General features: G+C 74.4%; 17 protein-coding genes. 7 read left to right on the top strand and 10 right to left on the bottom strand.

The annotated features are described in order from the left end of the window. Window positions 1-5: 5 nt before the first annotated feature. Entirely contained in the window at window positions 6-695 is a 690-nt protein-coding gene (locus tag OG295_RS30740) for a response regulator (RefSeq protein ID WP_371679868.1), read from the bottom strand. Further along, window positions 692-1,888 carry a sensor histidine kinase gene (locus OG295_RS30735; protein WP_371679867.1) on the bottom strand — a complete coding sequence of 399 codons (1,197 nt, stop codon included), beginning with the start codon at window positions 1,886-1,888 and terminating at the stop codon, window positions 692-694. Before OG295_RS30735 ends, OG295_RS30740 begins: the two co-directional genes overlap by 4 nt. A 188-nt stretch (window positions 1,889-2,076) precedes the next feature. Here OG295_RS30735 and OG295_RS30730 point away from each other — a divergent pair, with 188 nt between their 5' ends. The 4 genes from OG295_RS30730 (at window position 2,077) to OG295_RS30715 (ending at window position 5,403) form a co-directional block, all read left to right on the top strand. After that, entirely contained in the window at window positions 2,077-2,994 is a 918-nt protein-coding gene (locus tag OG295_RS30730; RefSeq protein WP_371679866.1) for an ion transporter, read from the top strand. A 93-nt stretch (window positions 2,995-3,087) separates the two neighbouring features. Continuing rightward, window positions 3,088-3,867, top strand: coding sequence for an SDR family NAD(P)-dependent oxidoreductase (locus OG295_RS30725; protein ID WP_371679865.1), 780 nt, complete (start codon window positions 3,088-3,090; stop codon window positions 3,865-3,867). A 173-nt stretch (window positions 3,868-4,040) separates the two neighbouring features. Next, window positions 4,041-4,778: a molybdopterin-dependent oxidoreductase gene (locus OG295_RS30720; RefSeq protein WP_371679864.1), complete on the top strand. Its 738-nt coding sequence runs from the start codon at window positions 4,041-4,043 to the stop codon at window positions 4,776-4,778. After that, complete coding sequence (locus tag OG295_RS30715) at window positions 4,762-5,403, top strand: cytochrome b/b6 domain-containing protein (protein ID WP_371679863.1); 642 nt, start codon at window positions 4,762-4,764, stop codon at window positions 5,401-5,403. The genes OG295_RS30720 and OG295_RS30715 overlap by 17 nt, the downstream gene beginning before the upstream one ends. Before the next feature lie 16 nt (window positions 5,404-5,419). Here the strand turns inward: OG295_RS30715 and OG295_RS30710 are convergent, their stop codons facing one another. The 6 genes from OG295_RS30710 to OG295_RS30685 form a co-directional block, all read right to left on the bottom strand. Next, complete coding sequence (locus tag OG295_RS30710; protein ID WP_371679862.1) at window positions 5,420-6,988, bottom strand: hypothetical protein; 1,569 nt, start codon at window positions 6,986-6,988, stop codon at window positions 5,420-5,422. A gap of 129 nt (window positions 6,989-7,117) precedes the next feature. After that, a complete protein-coding gene (locus OG295_RS30705) occupies window positions 7,118-7,777 on the bottom strand; it encodes an ABC transporter ATP-binding protein (RefSeq protein ID WP_371679861.1) in 660 nt (219 codons plus the stop codon). Continuing rightward, complete coding sequence (locus OG295_RS30700) at window positions 7,770-8,747, bottom strand: ABC transporter ATP-binding protein (protein ID WP_371679860.1); 978 nt, start codon at window positions 8,745-8,747, stop codon at window positions 7,770-7,772. Before OG295_RS30700 ends, OG295_RS30705 begins: the two co-directional genes overlap by 8 nt. Continuing rightward, window positions 8,744-9,667 carry an ABC transporter permease gene (locus OG295_RS30695; RefSeq protein WP_371679859.1) on the bottom strand — a complete coding sequence of 308 codons (924 nt, stop codon included), beginning with the start codon at window positions 9,665-9,667 and terminating at the stop codon, window positions 8,744-8,746. Before OG295_RS30695 ends, OG295_RS30700 begins: the two co-directional genes overlap by 4 nt. After that, a complete protein-coding gene (locus OG295_RS30690; RefSeq protein ID WP_371679858.1) occupies window positions 9,660-10,652 on the bottom strand; it encodes an ABC transporter permease in 993 nt (330 codons plus the stop codon). Before OG295_RS30690 ends, OG295_RS30695 begins: the two co-directional genes overlap by 8 nt. Beyond that, complete coding sequence (locus OG295_RS30685) at window positions 10,649-12,238, bottom strand: ABC transporter substrate-binding protein (RefSeq protein WP_371679857.1); 1,590 nt, start codon at window positions 12,236-12,238, stop codon at window positions 10,649-10,651. The genes OG295_RS30690 and OG295_RS30685 overlap by 4 nt, the downstream gene beginning before the upstream one ends. A 229-nt stretch (window positions 12,239-12,467) precedes the next feature. On the opposite strand from OG295_RS30685, the gene OG295_RS30680 reads away from it, so the two are divergent. Both OG295_RS30680 and OG295_RS30675 read left to right on the top strand, forming a co-directional pair. After that, window positions 12,468-13,433 carry a fibronectin type III domain-containing protein gene (locus tag OG295_RS30680; RefSeq protein ID WP_371679856.1) on the top strand — a complete coding sequence of 322 codons (966 nt, stop codon included), beginning with the start codon at window positions 12,468-12,470 and terminating at the stop codon, window positions 13,431-13,433. A 172-nt stretch (window positions 13,434-13,605) separates the two neighbouring features. Next, window positions 13,606-15,627 carry an NB-ARC domain-containing protein gene (locus OG295_RS30675; protein WP_371679855.1) on the top strand — a complete coding sequence of 674 codons (2,022 nt, stop codon included), beginning with the start codon at window positions 13,606-13,608 and terminating at the stop codon, window positions 15,625-15,627. A gap of 143 nt (window positions 15,628-15,770) precedes the next feature. On the opposite strand, the gene OG295_RS30670 is transcribed toward OG295_RS30675, so the two are convergent. Next, window positions 15,771-15,956, bottom strand: coding sequence for a DUF5999 family protein (locus OG295_RS30670; protein WP_100661028.1), 186 nt, complete (start codon window positions 15,954-15,956; stop codon window positions 15,771-15,773). A 155-nt stretch (window positions 15,957-16,111) separates the two neighbouring features. On the opposite strand from OG295_RS30670, the gene OG295_RS30665 reads away from it, so the two are divergent. After that, window positions 16,112-16,534, top strand: a complete 423-nt coding sequence (locus OG295_RS30665) for an SRPBCC family protein (RefSeq protein WP_371679853.1) — start codon at window positions 16,112-16,114, stop codon at window positions 16,532-16,534. 257 nt (window positions 16,535-16,791) lie between these two features. Here OG295_RS30665 and OG295_RS30660 read toward each other — a convergent pair whose 3' ends face one another. Then, complete coding sequence (locus tag OG295_RS30660) at window positions 16,792-18,021, bottom strand: acyl-CoA dehydrogenase family protein (protein WP_371679852.1); 1,230 nt, start codon at window positions 18,019-18,021, stop codon at window positions 16,792-16,794. Window positions 18,022-18,169: the final 148 nt, after the last annotated feature.

Genomic DNA, 18,169 nt, shown 5'->3' with positions numbered 1-18,169 from the left:
GCGGCTCAGCCGGGCGGTGCGACCAGCCCCGCCTCGTAGGCCGTGATCACCAGCTGGACCCGGTCCCGGGCGCCCAGTTTGCCGAACAGCCTCGCCACGTGGGCCTTGGCCGTGGCCACGGAGATGAACAGCTCCTCGGCTATCTCGGTGTTCGACAGACCCCGCCCGACCAGGACGAGGACCTCCCGTTCCCGGTCGGTGACCCCCGGGAGCGGGCGCTCCGGCGTCCGCGGCGGCCGGGCTCCCGCTCCGGTCCCGCCCTGCGGACCGCGGACGAAGTCCGCGATCAGCCTGCGGGTGACCCCGGGGGCGATCAGGGAGTCCCCGGCGGCCACGACCCGGATGGCGGCGAGGATGTCGTCCAGGGCCATGTCCTTGACCGCGAACCCGCTCGCGCCCGCGCGCAGCGCCCCGTAGACGTGTTCGTCCTCGTCGAAGGTGGTCAGGACGAGGATCCTGGGCGCGCCCGGCCGCGCGGTGATCCGCCGGGTGGCCTCGATGCCGTCCATTCCCGGCATCCTGATGTCCATCACCACCACGTCGGGGACGTGTTCGGCCGCGAGCGCCACGGCCTCCGCACCGGTGCCGGCCTCGGCGACCACCTCCAGGTCGGCGGTGTCGGCGATGAGCACGCGCAGCCCGGAGCGCACCAGCGGCTGGTCGTCGACGAGCAGCACGCGTACGGGACCGGTCACCGGGCCGCCTCCGTCCGCACGGCGGGCAGCGGCAGCTCGGCCGCGACGCGGAAGCCGCCCTCGGGGCGGGGTCCGGCGCTGAAGCGGCCGTGCAGCAGGCTGACCCGTTCGTACATGCCGGTGATGCCGAAGCCGCTCTTCCCGGCGCGCGCGGACACCCCCCGGCCGTCGTCGAGGACCTCCACGCGCAGTTCCTCCGCCGAGAAGTCGAGGCCCACCCGGGCCCGGACACCGCCGCCCGCGTGCCGGACCACGTTCGTCAGCGCCTCCTGCACGATGCGGTACACCGACAGGTCGATGTCCGGCGGGAGGTCGCGCCGCTCGCCCGTGGTGCGTACGTCGACCCGTACCCCGGAGTCGGCCAGCGAGGCCGCGAGGGCGTCGAGGTCGGCCAGGCCGGGAGCCGGCCCCGTCGGGGCGTGGCCGCCCTCCGCGTCGGGCTGGGCCCGGCGCAGGGCGACCAGGGTCCGGCGCAGGCCCGCCAGGGTCTCGCGGCTGGTGGTCTCGATGGCGTCGAGGGCCTTGCGGGCCTCGGCCGGCTGGGTCTCGATGACCCGGCTGCCGACCCCCGCCTGGATGGCGATCACGCCGATGCTGTGGGCGACCATGTCGTGCAACTCCCGTGCTATGCGCAGACGTTCGGCGGTGAGGGCCTCGGACACCGCGGACTCGCGCAGTTCTGCGCTGTGTTCGCGGCGCTCGCGCAGCAGCAGACCGGCCATGCCGCAGGCGCCCAGCGTCAGGAGGGTGACGAGCAGGCTGCCGGTCACCTCGTACGGGCCGTGGGCCAGGCCGGCGACGCCCGGCAGTTCCACCAGCACCACGGCGGCGCCCGCGAGGGCCGAGGCCCGGCGGGTGCGGGTGGCGACGACGATCCCGAAGACGATGGCCACGGGAACGTAGAGGAGGTGGCGGTCGGTCGTCAGGTCGCCCCGCTGCACCCCGTAGGCCACGACCGTGGCGGCCGTCAGGGTGAGGGCCAGGGCCGCGAGGGGACGGCGCCGCAGCAGGCCCGCGAGCAGGCTGAGCCCCAGGGTCAGGACGCCGGCCCTCAGCAGTCCGGTGGCGTCGGGGGTCCCGCCGATGAGCAGCAGCGCCGTGAGCCCGTAGAGGAACGCCCCGCCCCAGTCGGGGAGGGCATGGCCCCACCTCCCGCCCGTCGTCGGCGGAGCGCTCTGCCTTGTTCTGTCCATGTCGCGACAGTAACGGGGGCCTCCCGCCCGGGCATCGGCCCGGGGGCGTACGCCCCCGGGCGGGTCCCGCTTGGTTGAAACCCGTTCCGCCGTGCGGCGTTAGAAGGGCGGAGCGGCGCGGGCGCACGAGCCCCGCGCCGGTCGGGCCCTTGTCCATACGAGTGCGACGAACGAGTACGAGGAGCGAGATGAACCAGCCGACGCAGGCCGGACCCGGCCGCAGGAGACTGGCGGCCCACTGCCGGAGGATCGCCGAGGACCCGTCCTTCGGGATGGCCGTCTTCGTCGTGATCCTGCTCAACGCGGGACTGATGGGCGCCGAGACCTACAGCGGGCTGGCCGACGCGCACCGCCGGGTCCTGCAGCTGGCGGAGACCGGCTGCCTGACCCTGTTCACCCTGGAGATGCTGCTGCGCCTGGGCGCGTACGCGGACCGGCCGAAAGCATTCTTCCGGGATCCCTGGAACATCTTCGACCTGCTGATCGTCGCCTCGGCCTTCCTGCCGTTCCTGCGCGAGAACACCACCGTGCTGCGGCTGCTGCGGCTGGCCCGCGTGCTGCGCACCGCCCGGTTCCTGCCCCACCTGCGGATCCTGCTGCTGGCCGTGGGGCGCAGCCTGCCGGGCACGGCCAGCTTCCTGTTCGTCGGGGCGCTGGTGCTCTACGTGTACGCGATGGTCGGCTGGGTCTGCTTCGCGCAGTCCGACCCGGGCCACTACGGGTCGATCGGGCGGGCCATGCTCACCCTGTTCCTGCTGACCACCCTGGACGGCCTGACCGATGCCGTCCGGGCCGGTCTGGAGATCTCCCGGTTCAGCATCGTCTACTACGCCTCCTACGCGCTGCTCGCCTCCTTCGTGCTGGTCAACGTCCTGATCGGCGTGGTGCTCAACTCGCTCGACGAGGCGCGCGAGATGGAGGAGGCCGAAGCCCGGGCCCGGGAGCGCGCGGCGAACGACACGGATCCGGCCGACGAGGTCCGCGACCGGATCGTCGCGGCCCGCCTCGCCCTGGACGACCTGGAGGCGAGCCTCTCCCGGATCCGCGCCACCCCGGAACCGCTCCCGGAACGCGAGCGGGAGCGCCGCCTCGAATCGGCCGTATAGAGGACCCGCCCCTCGCGTTCCCCCGGTCTCTTCGTCGGTCCGCACGTACAGTGCGGTCACGAGGGGACCGGGGCGGCACAGGGGGAGACGATCGTGGCGGAATGGGACGGCAGGACCGCACTGGTGACGGGCGGCTCGCGCGGGATCGGGCGCGCGGTCGCCCTGCGGCTCGCCGCCGAGGGGGTGCTGGTCGCGGTCCATTACGGCGGCGGCCGAGAGGCCGCCGCGGAGACCGTGGCGCTGATCGCCGAGGCCGGTGGCCTGGCGTTCGCCGTGCGGGCCAGGTTCGGCGAGATCGGGGCGGTGGACCGGCTGTTCGAGCAACTCACGGCCGGGCTGGCCGACCACGGCGCCGAGGGGCTGGACATCCTGGTCAACAACGCGGGCATCCACTCGGTCGGTTCGATCGGGCAGCTCACCGAGGAGGAGTTCGAACGTCTGCTCGCGGTCAACGTGCGCACGCCGGTCTTCGTGATCCAGCGGTCGTTGCCGCTGCTGCGCGACGGCGGGCGGATCGTCAACATGGGCTCGGCGGCCACCCGGATCGCGAACCCCCTCCAGATCGGCTACACCGTCACCAAGGCGGCCCTGGCTTCCCTCGGCCCCTCGCTCGCCAACGAGCTGGGCCGGCGCGGGATCACCGTGAACACGGTCGAACCCGGGGTGGTACTGACCGACATGACCGCCGGGTGGACCGGCGCTCCCGAGGCGGTGGCCGGACTCGAATCGATCACCGCGCTCGGACGGATCGGCGAGCCGGGGGACGTAGCGGACGTGGTGGGATTCCTGGCGGGTCCGCAGGGCCGCTGGGTGACCGGCCAGACCATCGACGTCTCCGGCGGCACCTACCTCGGCCCGATCACGGGCGGGTGATCCGCCGCCCGGGGCGGGTGCCGGCACGTCGACGTCGGACCGGGCGGGGTGGAGCCCCCGATCCGCCCGTCCGGCCGCGGCCCCGCCGCCGGGGCCCGCCGGAATGTGACGGAAGTCTGACGGACGGCCGCCGCGCCTGGTGTCCGGGCCCGTACCGGTGGTCGAATCATCGGGTGAGCACGGATACGCGTAGGCAGGACCCCGACGGGCACGGTGCCCCCGTCGGGCGGCGGCTGCTCCTCGGCACCGTCGCGGCCGGCGCCGCCGCACTGGTCGCCGCGCCCGCCCTGCGCCGGGGCGTGGAGGCCGGGCTGGGGGCGGCCGCCGACCGGGACCCGACCGGTCTGACCGGGCTGCTGCCGAACGGCGGCGGGTTCCGGTACTACTCGGTCGCCGCGTCCGTGCCGGAGCGCGGAGCCGCCGACTACCGACTGCGCGTCGACGGCCTGGTGGAGCGGCCGATGACGTACGACCTGGCCGCGCTGCGCCGGCTGCCGCAGACCCGGGTGGTCCGCGACGTGCAGTGCGTGACCGGCTGGCGGGTCCCCGGCACCTCCTTCGAGGGCGTCCCGGTGATGCGCCTGCTCGACGCGGCGGGGGTGCGGCCCGAGGGCCGGGCCATCCGGTTCACCTGCTTCGACGGGACGTACACCGAGAGCCTCACCCTCCCGCAGGCGCGGCGCGACGACGTCATGGTGGCCCTGAGCATGCAGGACCGGCCGCTGGAGCACAGCCACGGCGGCCCGGCCCGGCTGTACGTGGCGCCCATGTACTTCTACAAGTCGGCGAAGTGGCTCTCGGGCATCACCGTGACCCGCGAGGCCGAACCCGGCTACTGGGAGGAGCTCGGTTATGACGTGGACGCCTGGGTCGGCCGGTCGAACGGACGCGACGATGCCCCGACCGTCTGAGGCCGGGCCGTCCGAAGCCCGGCCGTCCGGCCCGGCCGAGCGGGTGCGGCGGTTCACCCGGGCCGAGCGCTGGGTGCACCGGGCCACGGCCGCCCTCATGGGGATCTGCGTGGTCACCGCCGGCTGCCTGTACCTGCCGCCGCTCGCCGAGCTGGTCGGGCGTCGGCACCTGGTGGTCAAGGTCCACGAGTGGGCCGGTCTGGCACTGCCCGTGCCCGTACTGCTGGGGCTCGCCTCGCGCGCCTTCCGGACCGACCTGCGGGTGCTGAACCGCTTCGGCCCGCACGACCGGGTCTGGCTGCGCTCCGCGCTGCGCCGCCGGGGACCGCGCCCGGCCGGGAAGTTCAACGCCGGCCAGAAGCTCTGGGCGGCCTGGCTCGCCGGGGCGGTGCTGGTGATGCTGGGCACCGGGCTGCTGATGTGGTTCACCCGGCTCGCGCCGCTGCTGTGGCGGACCGGCGCCACCTTCGTCCACGACTGGCTGGCCCTGGCGCTGGGCGTCGTACTGGCCGGGCACATCGGCAAGGCCCTGGGCGATCCGGAGGCCCGGCGCGGGATGCGCACCGGTTTCGTCGGGCGGTGGTGGGCCGACACCGCGCATCCGCTGTGGCGGCCCGGGGACTGAGCCCCCGCCGGCCGGGTCAGCCGCTGTCGCGGACGGCGACGATGCCGTTGAACACGCCGACGTAGGCGGTGCCGTCGGGACCGAGGGTGATCGGAGCCCAGTTGTTGTCGTACAGCGGCCCGGTTCCGGTCAGCTGCCGCCAGCGGCGCTCACCGGTGCGGAAGTCCACCGCGGTGAGGTACCAGGCGTCGATGCCCCAGGAATTGGGCTCCTTCTCGTAGAAATAGAGCAGCCCGTTGCCGGTGGAGAGCTTGGGGACGACGGAGGGCGAGCGGATCGCGCTCTGCCACACCGTGTCGCAGCCGCTGCCGTCGGCACGGACGTCGATGCGGCTGACGCCGCCGGTGACCGACTTGCCGAGGAGCAGCGAGGTGGGGTTCTCGTAGCCGTAGTTGTTCTCGACGACGATGCTGTTGCCCCAGGTGATCAGGGAGTTGTCGGTGGTCGAGGCGCCGGATCCGAAGACGGGCACCTTGCAGACGAGCCGCCGGTCGGCGGGGACGTCCGCGCCCCGCCTGTAGACGAGGACGTTCATCCGGTCGTCGGCGTTGTCGGTGATGGCGACGTAGCCGTCGCCGAAGAGGTCCGGTGTGGTGCCCGAACCCTGGTTCACGGAGCCGGGCTTGGTGCCGGTCCCGCGGTCGTACGTCTGGCGCCACTGCGCCTCGGGGGTGCCGTCGGCGGTGGCGCGGAAGCCGTAGAGCGCGTGGTCGGTGACGATGGAGACCCCGTCCTCGGCGACCGAGAAGGAGTTCTGGATCTCCTCGCCCTCCAGGTGGATCGAGCGGATCGCGCCCGTGCCCGGGTCGACGGTGCCGACGCGGCCCTGCCGGGTGACCCACCAGATGCGGCCGTTCCAGTCGGGCATGACGGAGGTGACCGGGTCGCAGGTGCCGCTGGGCCACAGGTTGGTCCAGCCGACGCAGTCGTGGGGCACCCGGCCGGTGAGGTCCCAGTCGTTCTCGACGGTGAACTTCCAGCTGCCGTCGGGGTCCTGGCGGTGGGCGAGGCGCAGGACGTGCTGGCGGGAGTCGGCCAGCACGGCCCGGTCCTGGTCGTCCAGGTAGAAGTAGGCGCCGCCGGAGGTGTCCTTGAAGATCTTCGCGAAGTCGAGGGAGGTGATCGCCTCGACCGTCGAAGAGCGCTGCGGTAGCTGGTACTCCGCGAGCGTGGCGAGCGTGCGGGGCTCCAGGAGCTTGACCTTGAAGCCGGAGAAGGTGCCGCAGACGGTGACGAGCCGGCCGCCCGCGTCGAAGGTGGCGGTGGCGCACTCACCGCCGAGGGCGGCGATCTTCTCGCTGGTGACCCGCGGGTTCCTGCCGAGCGGGCCGGACCAGGGGGAGGTGGCGCTGCCGGCCGCGTCGGAGTGCATGCCGCTGCGGCCGTTGGGCGCGAGGAAGGGGTGCTGCGGCGGGGCTTCGCCGGGCAGCGGCGCCGCGGCGGCGGGGCTCCCCTCGTAGTGGCCGACCAGGCGGTGGCCGGGGGCCTGGGGGATCTCCTCGGCATGGGCCGGGGAGATCCCGCCGATCACCGTCAGGGCGGCGACGGCGGGGGCCACGGCGCAGTTCAGCGCTCTTCGGAACATCCGGTCGTCCTCCTTGTTCCATGGTGTTGTTGACATTGCGTCTGACATCGCGCCGCCGCCCGACGCTAGAGCGCGCTGTCCGAGGAGTCCATGGATGGTCCGGATGATTCACGTGGGCGCAACAGTCGGTCATCCGTCCGCGATGTCGCTCCAGCGGGCCGTACGGTCGCACCACCGGCCGAGCAGCACCGGATCGTGGCCCACCGCGAGCAGTCCCGCTCCGGTCTCCCTCCGGTACTCCTCCACCACCGCGACCAGGGCCGCCGTGGTGGAGGCGTCGAGCATCGCGGTCATCTCGTCGCAGACCAGCCAGCGCGGCCGCAGCACCAGGGCGCGGGCCACGCAGGCGCGTTGCAGCTGGCCGTCGCTGACCTCGTGGGGGCGCCGGGCGAGGAGCTCCGGGCCGAGGCCGACCCGCTCGGCCAGTTCGGCGACGGTCGCCCGCGCCCCGCCCGCGCGGCCCGTGGCCCGCAGCGGCTCCGCGACGAGGTCGCGCAGTCTGAGGCGGGGGTCCGCGGCGAGCCTGGGCTGCTGGAAGACGACGCCGACCTCGGTGCGCAGGGAGCGCGGGGCCCGGTGCCGGAAGCCGGTCACGGTGCGGCCGCCGAGGACCACCGTCCCCCGGTCGGGCCGGTGCAGCAGGGCGGCGACCCGGGCCAGGGTGGACTTGCCGCAGCCGCTGGGCCCGAGCAGCCCGAGGGCCTCGCCGGGTCGCAGCGCGAGGTGTGCGTCGCGGACGACGGGCCGGCGGCGGTCGTAGCCGGCGGTGATGCCCCGGAGCTCAAGCACGGTGGCAGGCCACCCCTTCGGTCAGCTGGGGCCGCACGGCCCGGCAGGTGGCGTCGGCCAGGGCGCAGCGGGGGGCGAAGGCACAGCCGGGCGGCAGGTCGCCGAGTTCGGGCGGGGCTCCGGGGATCGGGGTGAAGGCGCGCTCGGGGAGGGCGTCGAGCAGGCCGCGGGCGTAGGGGTGGCGGGGGCCGGGTGCGCCGAAGAAGGCGTCGGCGGGGGCGAGTTCCACGATCCGGCCCGCGTACATGACGGCGACGGTGTCGGCGACGCGCCGGGCCGCGGCGAGGTCGTGGGTGATCATCAGCAGGGCCCGGCCGGCGTCCCGGGTGTGGGCGCGCAGTTCGTCGACGGTGCGGTCGACGAGATCCCGGTCGAGACCGGTGGTCGGCTCGTCGGCGAGGAGCAGGGGGGCGTCCCCGACGAGCGCGAGGGCGGTGGCGGCGCGCTGGGCGAGGCCTCCGGAGAGTTCGTGGGGGTGGTGGTCGAGGTGGTCGGCGGGGAAGGCGGCCCGTGCGGCGGCGGTCTCGGCGGCCGCCCGCAGCCGCGCCTTCCCGCCCTGCGGGGCGAGCAGTTCCCGGACGGTCTCCTGGAGCTGGGAGCGGACGGTGCGGACCGGGGTGAGGTGCGCGGCGGGGCTCTGCGGGACCAGGCCGACGCGTCGGCCGCGGACGGTGCGGGCCAGGGTCCGCTCGTCGGCGGCGAGCAGGTCGAGGCCGTCGGCGAGCCGGGCCGACCCGGCGGTCTCGGCGTTGCCGGGGAGCAGGCCGAGGAGCGCGGAGGCGAGGACGGACTTGCCGCAGCCGCTCTCGCCGACGAGGACGAGGCAGCTGCCGGGGGCCAGCTCGAAGGCGGCGTCGGTGACGGCCTCGACGTGGCGTCCGCCCCGCGTGCGGAAGCGGACACTGAGCCCCTCCACGCGCAGGACGGGGACCGGACGCCCGGCGGGCGGGGGTGCGGGGTGGGGGCTCACAGGGTCAGCTCCGAACGGCGCCGGGGGTCGAGCCGGTCGTGCCAGGCACCGGCGAGCCCGGCGAGGGCCAGGGTGGGGACGATGAGCAGCAGCCCGGGGAAGAGGGTGGGCCACCAGTCGCCGGCCAGGAGCGGGCCGCGCGCGTCCTGCACGAGGGTGCCGAGGCTGGCCTGACGGGCGGGCAGGCCGAGGCCGAGGAAGGACAGGGCGGACTCGTGCCACATGGCGTGCGGGATCATCAGCACCGCGGCCAGCCCGGCCCGGGGCAGCACCCCGGGCACCAGGTGGCGTACGGCGACCCGCCACCGCGAGGCGCCGCCGGAGACGGCCGCGTCCACGAACGGGCGCCCGCGCAGGGAGAGCACCTCGGCACGCACGATCCGGGCGGTGGACAGCCAGTGGGTCAGCGCCACGGACACCACCACGGGCCAGACGCCGGGCCGGAACAGGGCCACGACGAAGATGCCGAGCAGCAGGTGCGGGACCGAGGAGAGGGCGTCGACGCCGCGCATGACGAGCCGGTCGGTCCAGCCGCCCAGCGCCCCGGCCGCCGCGCCCACCGCCGTACCGAGCACGGTCGCGGCGAGCGCCGCCACCAGGCCGACCAGCAGGGAGACGCGCAGCCCGTAGACGCAGCGCAGCAGCAGGTCGCGGCCCATGCCGTCGGTGCCGAAGGGGTGGTGCGGGGACGGTGGCAGCAGCTTCGCGGAGAGGTCGACGGCCTGCTGGTCGAGTTGTGCCAGCGGGGGCACCAACAGGACGGCCAGGGCGAGCAGGGCCAGCACGGCCGCCGAGGCGCGCAGGCGCAGGGTGCGGGTGGAGCGGCGGTCCGGCCCGTGGCGGCGCCACTTCACGGGGTCCGCGGGGGCGCCGGGGGCCGTGCCCGCGGGGACTCCGGTCGCGCCGGGGAGGTCAGCCATCGAAGCCCACCCTCGGGTCCGCCAGCCCGTACAGCAGGTCGGACAGCAGGTTCCCGGCCAGCACCGCGGCGGTGGCCAGGACGGTCAGGGCGGCCAGCAGCGGAAAGTCCACCGAGGTGGCGGCCTGGACGGTGGCGGCCGCGATGCCGGGCCAGCTGAACACGGTCTCCACCAGCAGGGCCCCGGTGATCAGCTCCGGCACGCGGGAGCCGATGAGCGTCAGCACGGGGAGCATCCCGGAGCGCAGCCCGTGGCCGAGCAGGACCCGCCGCTCGGACAGGCCCCGCGCCCGGGCCCCGCGAACGGGGTCCTCCTCCAGCGCGTCGGCCACGCCTTGGCGCACGTAGAGGTAGAACCAGGGCATTTGGGAGAGGCCGAGGACCAGCGCGGGCAGCACCAGGTGCGAGGCGACCTGCCCGGCGGTGACGGTGTCGGCGGCGGCGTCGGTGAGTCCGCCGGACGGCAGCACGCCGAGGCGGACCGCGAACAGCCAGACGGCCAGCAGCCCGAGCCAGAAGGCGGGGGCCGCCTCCAGGACGTAGGCGAGGGCGGTGGCGACCCGGTCGAGGGGGCCGCCCCGGCGGCGGGCGGCGAGTACGCCGAGGGCCGTGGCCGGCAGCAGGGCCACGGCGAAGGCGCAGCAGGCGAGCAGCGCCGACCAGCCCAGGCGTCCGGTGATGACGTCGGCGACGGGCTGGCGCAGGACGGCGGAGGTGCCGAGGTCTCCGGTGAGCGCCGAGGTGAGCCAGTCCCACCAGCGCGCGGTGAACGGCCGGTCCACGCCGAGGTTGGCGCGCAGCTGGTCGAGTTCGGCCTGCGAGGCGGTCAGGCCCGCGGTGCCGGCGTAGGCCTTGACGGGGTCGAAGGGGGACAGGGCGGCGGCGGCGAAGACGCCGAAGGTGACGAGGAGCAGGACGGGGGCGGCGAACAGGGTCCGCCGCCCCGCCATGCGCGCCATCGGCCCCCAGGGGAGGCCGCGGTTCACGGCTGCTTCGGCTTCCAGTGCTCGACGTTCCACCAGGGGCCGGAGCCGAGGCCGTGGTCGTGGGGTTCGACCTGCGTGCTGGGGCCGTCCCAGCGGTCGTTCACGACGTAGAGGTGGTCGATGTGGGTGAGGAAGACGTAGCCGGGGTTCTTGACGAGCTCGCGCTGCACGGTGTCGTACGCGGTCTTGCGGACGGCCGGGTCGCCGCTCCTGCGGGCGTCGGCCAGCGCCCGGTCGACGACCGGGTTGTCGTACCGGGCCATGTTGTTGAAGCCGTCGCCCGCGAGGGAGGAGGTCAGCAGCGGGTACTGGTCGAAGTCGGGGTCGGCCGGGGAGCCGCCGCCGGCGAGGACGGCGTCGGTCTTCATCCGGGGTTCGATGACCTCCCAGGTCCCGGCCTCGGTCGTGACCTCGACGCCCGCCTTGCGGGCGTCGGAGGCGAAGGCCAGGGCGTGGTCCTGGCGGATCTTGTCGCCGGTGGTGTACCAGAGCGGGAAGGAGGCGCGGACCCCGTCCTTGACGCGGACGCCGTCCGCGGCGGGCTTCCAGCCGGCGTCGTCGAGGATCCTCTTCGCCCGGTCGGGGTCGTACGCGCGTTCCGTGCCGGGCGTGAACCAGGGGCTGTCCGTGGGCACCGGGCCGTGGGCGGCCTTGCCGGCGCCGTCCAGGAGCTTGTCGACCATGGTCGCGCGGTCGACGGCGATGTCCAGGGCCTGCCGGACGGCCGGGTCGCCGGTGACCGGGTGGTGCGTGGGGAGGGTGACGTCGCGGTAGTCGAAGGTCTTCGCGGCGAACGTCCTGCGCGTGCGGTCCCCGGCGAAGCCGGCGGCCAGGTTCGGGGGCAGGATCGCGGCGTCCAGCTCGCCGGAGCGCAGCCGGGTGGCGCGCACGTCGTCGTCCTTGATCACGGCCATCGTGAACTTCTTCACGGCGGGCTCGCCGCCCCAGTAGGACGGGTTGGCCCTGAAGGAGATCTTCTCACCCTTGGACCAGCCGGTGAGCACGTACGGTCCGGTGCCGACGGGCCGGGTGGTGAAATCGCCGCTGTTGACGTCCTGCTTCCCGGCGACGTGCTCCGGGGCGATGGGCAGGACGGTGCGTTCGGCGAAGGGGGCGTAGGGGTACTTCAGGGTGAAGACGACCCGGTCCGGGCCCTGTGCGGTGACGCTTTCGACCGCGTCGAGTTCGGTCCTGGAGGCGTTGTTCGTCGCCGGGTCCAGGATGGTGCGGTAGGTGAACTCGACGTCGGCGGCCGTGAAGGGCTCCCCGTCGCTGAACTTCACTCCCTGGCGCAGCCGGTACGTGTACGTGCGGCCGTCGGCGGAGACCTCGGGCAGGGCCTCGGCCAGGGCGGGCCGGAGCTTCATGTCCGCGTCGTGGGTGAGCAGCCCGTCGAAGATCTTGGAGTTGCCGTCCTTGCCGTAGCCCAGCAGCGGGCTGAGGCTCTCCGGCTCGGTCGCGATGCCGACCACGGCGGAATCGGCCGGCCGGGCCGGCCCCGAGGGGTTCGCGCAGGCCGTCACGCCCGTGATGAGTGCGGTGGCGAGCGCGGCTCCGGCCGCTCCCCGTACTGTCCGGGCCGTCATGCTGTGCACATCCCTGTTTACGGTCATCTGTTATTGCAAAGAGATCGCAATAATGTCAGACGGGTTCAGAAGAAGACGAATCCGGCCACACCGCCCCTCTCGGGACCCCCTGCCGGCCCGTGCCGCCGGCCGCCGGCGGCACGGGTCTTGCCCGGTCGGCGCCGCGCGTGCCATATATGTCTAGACCTTTACGAGGTCACCGTGGCAAGGAAGCGCAGGAAGGCCCCCCGTGCGACGCACCGCTCCCCCGCACCCCCTCCCCCTGGCCCTCGCGCTCTGCCTGGCGGCCGGCGCGCTGGCCGGGTGCGGCTCCGGCGACACCCGCCCCCCGCACGCACCCGCAGGGCTCACCGCCCAGGCGGGCAGCGCCACTTCGGTCCACGTGATGTGGGAGTCGGCCGCGCCCGCCGACCGGGTCACCGCCTACCAGGTCTTCCGGGCCGGACAACTGGTCCGGGAGCTGCCGGCCGACCGGACGATGGTGGACGTGACCGGTCTCGCGCCCCGGACGGCCTACGAGTTCACCGTCCGCGCCCGCGACGCCGCCGGGAACCGCTCCGCCCCCAGCGCGCCCGTACGGGCCACCACCCCGGCGGCGAGGGCCGAGGACCACGCGGCCCCCACCGCCCCGCCCGCCACCGACGGCCGCGCCGAGGGCCCCCGGACGGTCCGGCTCGACTGGAGCCCGGCCACGGACGACACGGGCGTGACCGCCTACGACGTCTACCAGGGCGGCACCCGTATCCACACGGCCGGCCCCGCCGAGCGGGGCACCTCGCTGACCGGCCTGCAGCCGGGCACCGCCTACTCCTTCACCGTCCGCGCCCGGGACGGGGCCGACAACTCCTCACCCGACGGCCCCGCCGTCGCCGTGACCACCCCGGCCGACCCCGCCCGGGCCCCGGACACCGCACCCGGCGCCTTCGCCGCGACCGCCTCCCCCGGCGCGGTCGACCTGAGCTGGAACCCGCCGGACACGGGGCGCCCCACGGGCGAGTACCAGCTCTACGTCAACGACCGGCCCGTCACCGTCATCCAGTTCGGGGCCGGAGCCGTGCCGGCCGGCCGGGCCTCCTACCGGCTCACCACCGCGGAACCGGCCGGGACCGCCTGGACCCTGAAACTCCGCGCCCGCCTGCCCGACGGCAACTGGGGAGCCTTCTGCGAGCAGCGCCGGATCACCCTCGCCGGCTGAGGCGGACGACGCCGGCCGGCCCGCCGTCACCCGCACGGCGCACGGCGATCCGAAGCGAACGGCCGTGCCGTGAAAGAAGATCGCGCACAATACATCCGTGTTCGGTGAGTACTCGGTCAACGACAATCAGGCAGACTCCGCGGGTGTCGGCCCTGCGCCAGACTCTGGCGCCGTGCCGGGAAATCTGCCGCCGGACGTGGCGAGCTTCGTCGGCCGGGAGGGTGAACTCACCCTGCTCGGGCGCCTGTTGGGCGAACGAAGACTGGTCACCCTGACCGGGGTCGGCGGCGTGGGCAAGTCCCGCCTCGCCCGACGCGCCGTCGGCCGGGCCGCGGCCCGGCGCGACGGGATCTGGTGGGTACAGCTCTCGCCGCTGCGCGACCCCAGACTGCTCACCACCACCGTGGCCCACGCCGTCGGTCTCGCCGACCACTCCGCACAGCCCCTCGACGAGGAACTGTGCGCGTGGATGGCCGACAAGGAGATCCTCCTCGTCCTCGACACCTGCGAACACCTCGTCTCCGAGGTGCGGCACCTGGCGGGCGAACTCCTGCAGTCCGCCCCGGGCCTGACGGTGCTGACCACCTCCCGGGAGCGGCTGGGCTCCCCCGGCGAGCGGGTGGTCGAGGTCCGCCCGCTGCCCTCCGAGGGCCCCGACAGCGACGCCCTGACCCTCTTCCGGGCCCGCGCCCTGGCCGCCGCCCCGGAGGCCGCCGCCGCCGTCTTCGCGGACCCGGACCGCACCCGCACCGCCGCCGAGGTCTGCCGCCGCCTGGACGGCATCCCGCTCGCCCTGGAACTGGCGTGCGCCCGGCTGCGGTTGTGGACGCTGGAGCAGATGGCGCAGCGCCTGGGCGCCCGCTTCGAGGTGCTCGCCGACACCCGGGCCGCGCACCTGCCCCGGCACCAGACCATGCGCACCGCCATCGGGTGGAGCCACGAGCTGTGCGAGCCCGTGGAGCGGCTGCTGTGGTCCCGGCTGTCGGTGTTCACCGGCGACTTCGACGTGGCCGCCGCCCGGGCCGTGTGCTCCGGCGGGCCGCTGGCCCCGAGCCGGGTGGAACGGGTGCTGGAGGGGCTGGTCTCCAAGTCCGTCGTACGCCGCTCCCAGGAGAGGGGGGCGGGCGCCCGCTACCTGATGCTGGACACCATCCGCGAGTTCGGCCGCGACTGGCTGGCGGAGCTGGGCGAGGTACGGTCCGTCGCCGACCGGCACGCCCACTGGTACGCCGCGCTGTCGCAGGCCGCCGACGAGGGCTGGATGGGGCCCGGCCAGGTGGACTGGTACCGCAGGATGACCGCCGAGCACGCGCAGCTGCGCACCGCCCTGGAGCACCTGCTCGCCGCCGACCCGGCCGCGGCCCTGGAGATGGCCGGCGCCCTGTGGTTCTTCTGGTTCGCCTGCGGGCACGTCCACGAGGGCCGCCGCTTCCTGGAACGGGCCCTGGACGAGGCCCCGCCCGGGGGCGCCGCCCGGGCCCAGGGGCTGTGGGCCCTCGGCCTGACGATGCTGCTCCAGGGCGACATGGACCCGGCCCTGGAGACCGGCCTGCGGTGTGCCCGCGCCGCCGCCCCGCTCGGCGACCCCGAGCCGGAGCTGCGCGCCGCCTACCTGCGGGCCGTTTCGGTCCTGATGCCGGGCGACCCGACGACGGCGATCGCGCTGGCCGGACCCCGGGCGAGGGCGGGCCACGGCGGCCGCACCAGCGGCACGGGCTGGCTGCTGTGCCGGCTGGCCACCGGATACGCCCTGTGCGACCTCGGGCGCTACGAGGAGGCCTCCGAGGAGGCCCGGGGGCTGCGGGAGTCCTGTGCGGAGCTGGGAGAGCGCTGGCTGCGGGCGTACGCGGACTACATCCTGGCCGTCGCGGCGCTGGGGCTCGGCCAGCACGGGGAGGCGGCCCGCCACGTGCGGGCGATGCTTTCGGGGAAGCGGCTGCTGGGCGACCGCTTCGGCATCGCGCTGGGCCTGGACGTGCTCGCGGCCGCGGTGGCGGCCCTGGGCGACGGGGAGCTGGCCGCGCGGCTGCTCGGCACCGGGCACGCCTGGTGGCGCACGGTCGGCCGGCCGCAGATGGGCTCGCCCTCGTTGACCGCCCTGCGGGACCAGGGCGAACGGCAGGCGAGGGCGGCGATCGGCGACGCGGCGTACGAGACCGCGTTCCTGGGCGGTACTGAGGCGTCCACCGGCTGATCGCCTTCCGGTGGACGCCGTAATGCCGGGGCTCCCGTCAGTACGGGAGGGGTCTGCCCGACGGTGTGCGCAGGTCCAGGTCTCGGGGGGCGGGCTTGGGGACGGGCTTGCGGATCAGCTGCTGGCGCATGCTGCCTCCTCGCTCAGACCAGGGCCGGCCGACGGGGTTCCACCGTCCGGCCTTCGGGGAGCAGTTCACCGGTGTCGTCGAACACCACCACGCCGTTGCAGAGCAGGCTCCAGCCCTGTTCGGGATGGGAGGCCACGACGCGCGCGGCCTCGTGGTCGGCGCTGTCGGCGGGCGGGCAGGGGGGCTGGTGGGAGCACATGGCGCACCTCCTCGCAGTGTGGGGCGGGAGGGCCGGTGGTCACCCGGTCGAATCCGCGATCCACGGTGGCGGTGAGTATTACTGATCGCCGCCCCCGGACGGAACCCATATTCGAGGTCCAGTTCAGGGTGTGTATGCCCGCTTACCATGCGCTCATGCCCGTCATCCGGATCATTCGCCGCAGCCCGCTCGCGCCGGCCGACGCCTGGAGGCGGGTGACGGACTGGGAACGCCACGGCGCGCAGGTCCCGCTGACCCGCACGATCATCGTGACCCCGCCGCCGACGCGTGCCGGAACCCGCTTCACGGCCCGTACCGGAGTGGCCGGAATCACCTTCGACGACCCGATGGAGGTCGTGCGCTGGGAGCCGCCCCGGCTGGTCCGGCTCGAAAAGCGCGGCCGGGCGGTGACGGGCTGGGCCGAGATCGAGGTCCGTCCGGGCCCCGGCGGGGGCTCCGAGGTCCTCTGGCGGGAGGAGGTCCGGGTACGGGGCCTGCCCCGGCTCCTGGACCCCCTGACGGCCCGCGTCGGCCACGCCCTGTTCGCCCGCGCCCTCACCCGCCTCCTGCGCGGCTGAGCCCCCGCCCGGGGCGCGACGGCCCCGGGGGCCCAGGGTCCGCACGCCACCCGACGACCGGCCCGGTTCCACAGCCCGCACGCCACCCCGCCGCGGCGGGGTGGCCCCACGGCCCGCACGCCACCCCGCGGCGGGGGCGCCCACGGGGGCCCGTACGCCATCGCGGCGCGGGCGCACGGGTGCCGCCCTGCGGCCCCGGGCGGCCCCACGGCGGCGCAGGGCCCGGGGCCACCGGCCCCGCCCCCGTACCGCCGCGGCTAGCGGATCGGCATGCCGGAGAGCGTCCGCGCGATCACCAGGCGCTGGATCTCGCTCGTCCCTTCGAAGATCGTGTAGATGGCCGCGTCGCGGTGCATCCGCTCCACCGGGTACTCCCGGGTGAATCCGTTGCCGCCGAGGATCTGCACCGCCTGCTCGGTGACCTTCTTGGCCACCTCGCTCGCGTACAGCTTCGACATCGAGCCCTCCGCCGCGGTGAAGGGCCTGCCGGCGACCGCCATCCACGAAGCGCGCCACACCAGCAGCCGGGCCGCGTCGATCTGCGTGCGCATGTCCGCGAGCTGGAAGGCCACGCCCTGGTTGTCGATGATCGGGCGGCCGAACTGGGTGCGGGTCTTCGCGTAGTCGAGGGCGACCTCGTACGCGGCGCGGGCCGTGCCGACCGCCATCGCCCCGACCGCGGGCCGGGAGGCCTCGAAGGTGGCCATCGCGGCGTTCTTCACCCGCTCGCCGCCGCCGGCCGCCGCCCGCTCACGGGCCCGCGCCAGGCGCTCGTCGAGCTTCTCCTTGCCACCGAGCAGGCAGGACCCGGGCACCCGTACGTCCTCCAGGACCACTTCCGCGGTGTGCGAGGCGCGGATGCCGTGCTTCTTGAACTTCTGGCCCTGCGAGAGGCCGGGCGTGCCCGGCGGCACGATGAAGGAGGCGTGCCCCTTGGTACCGAGCTCGGGGTCGACCACGGCGACGACGATGTGGACGTTGGCTATGCCGCCGTTGGTCGCCCAGGTCTTGGTGCCGTTGAGCACCCACTCGTCCTTGGCCTGGTCGTACACGGCCCGGGTGCGCATCGCGCCGACGTCGGATCCGGCGTCCGGCTCGGAGGAGCAGAAGGCGGCGACCTTCACGTCGTCCGGGGTGCCGTACATCTGCGGGATCCAGGTGCCGATCTGCTCCTCGGTGCCGTTGGCGACGACGCCGATGGCCGCGAGTCCGGTGCCCACGATCGACAGGGCGATGCCCGCGTCGCCCCAGAAGAGCTCCTCCATGGCCATCGGGACGCCGAGGCCGGTGGGGTCGAAGAACTGCTGGGCGTAGAAGTCCAGGGAGTAGATGCCGACCTTGGCGGCCTCCTGGATGACGGGCCACGGGGTCTCTTCGCGCTCGTCCCATTCCGCGGCCGCGGGCCTGATCACGTCCGCGGCGAAACCGTGGATCCAGTCGCGGACCTGCTTCTGGTCCTCGTTGAGCTCCATGGTGAACTCCGCCATGTCCCCTCCAGCTGTCTCACACCGCCACCGGCAGACCCACGTCCGCGAGTTACTGCGGGTAACCTGAACAATGGCCACAGTCTGTTACCGGCCGGTAAGCACTGTCAAGCGACGCCGATTCGATCGCGAGGGTGTGCGGGGTGTTACG

It is taken from the genome of Streptomyces sp. NBC_01276 (genome assembly GCF_041435355.1).
Classification (GTDB): domain Bacteria; phylum Actinomycetota; class Actinomycetes; order Streptomycetales; family Streptomycetaceae; genus Streptomyces.
Note: the sequence above shows the minus strand (reverse complement) of the source record. Positions and strands in the feature narration are given on the sequence as shown.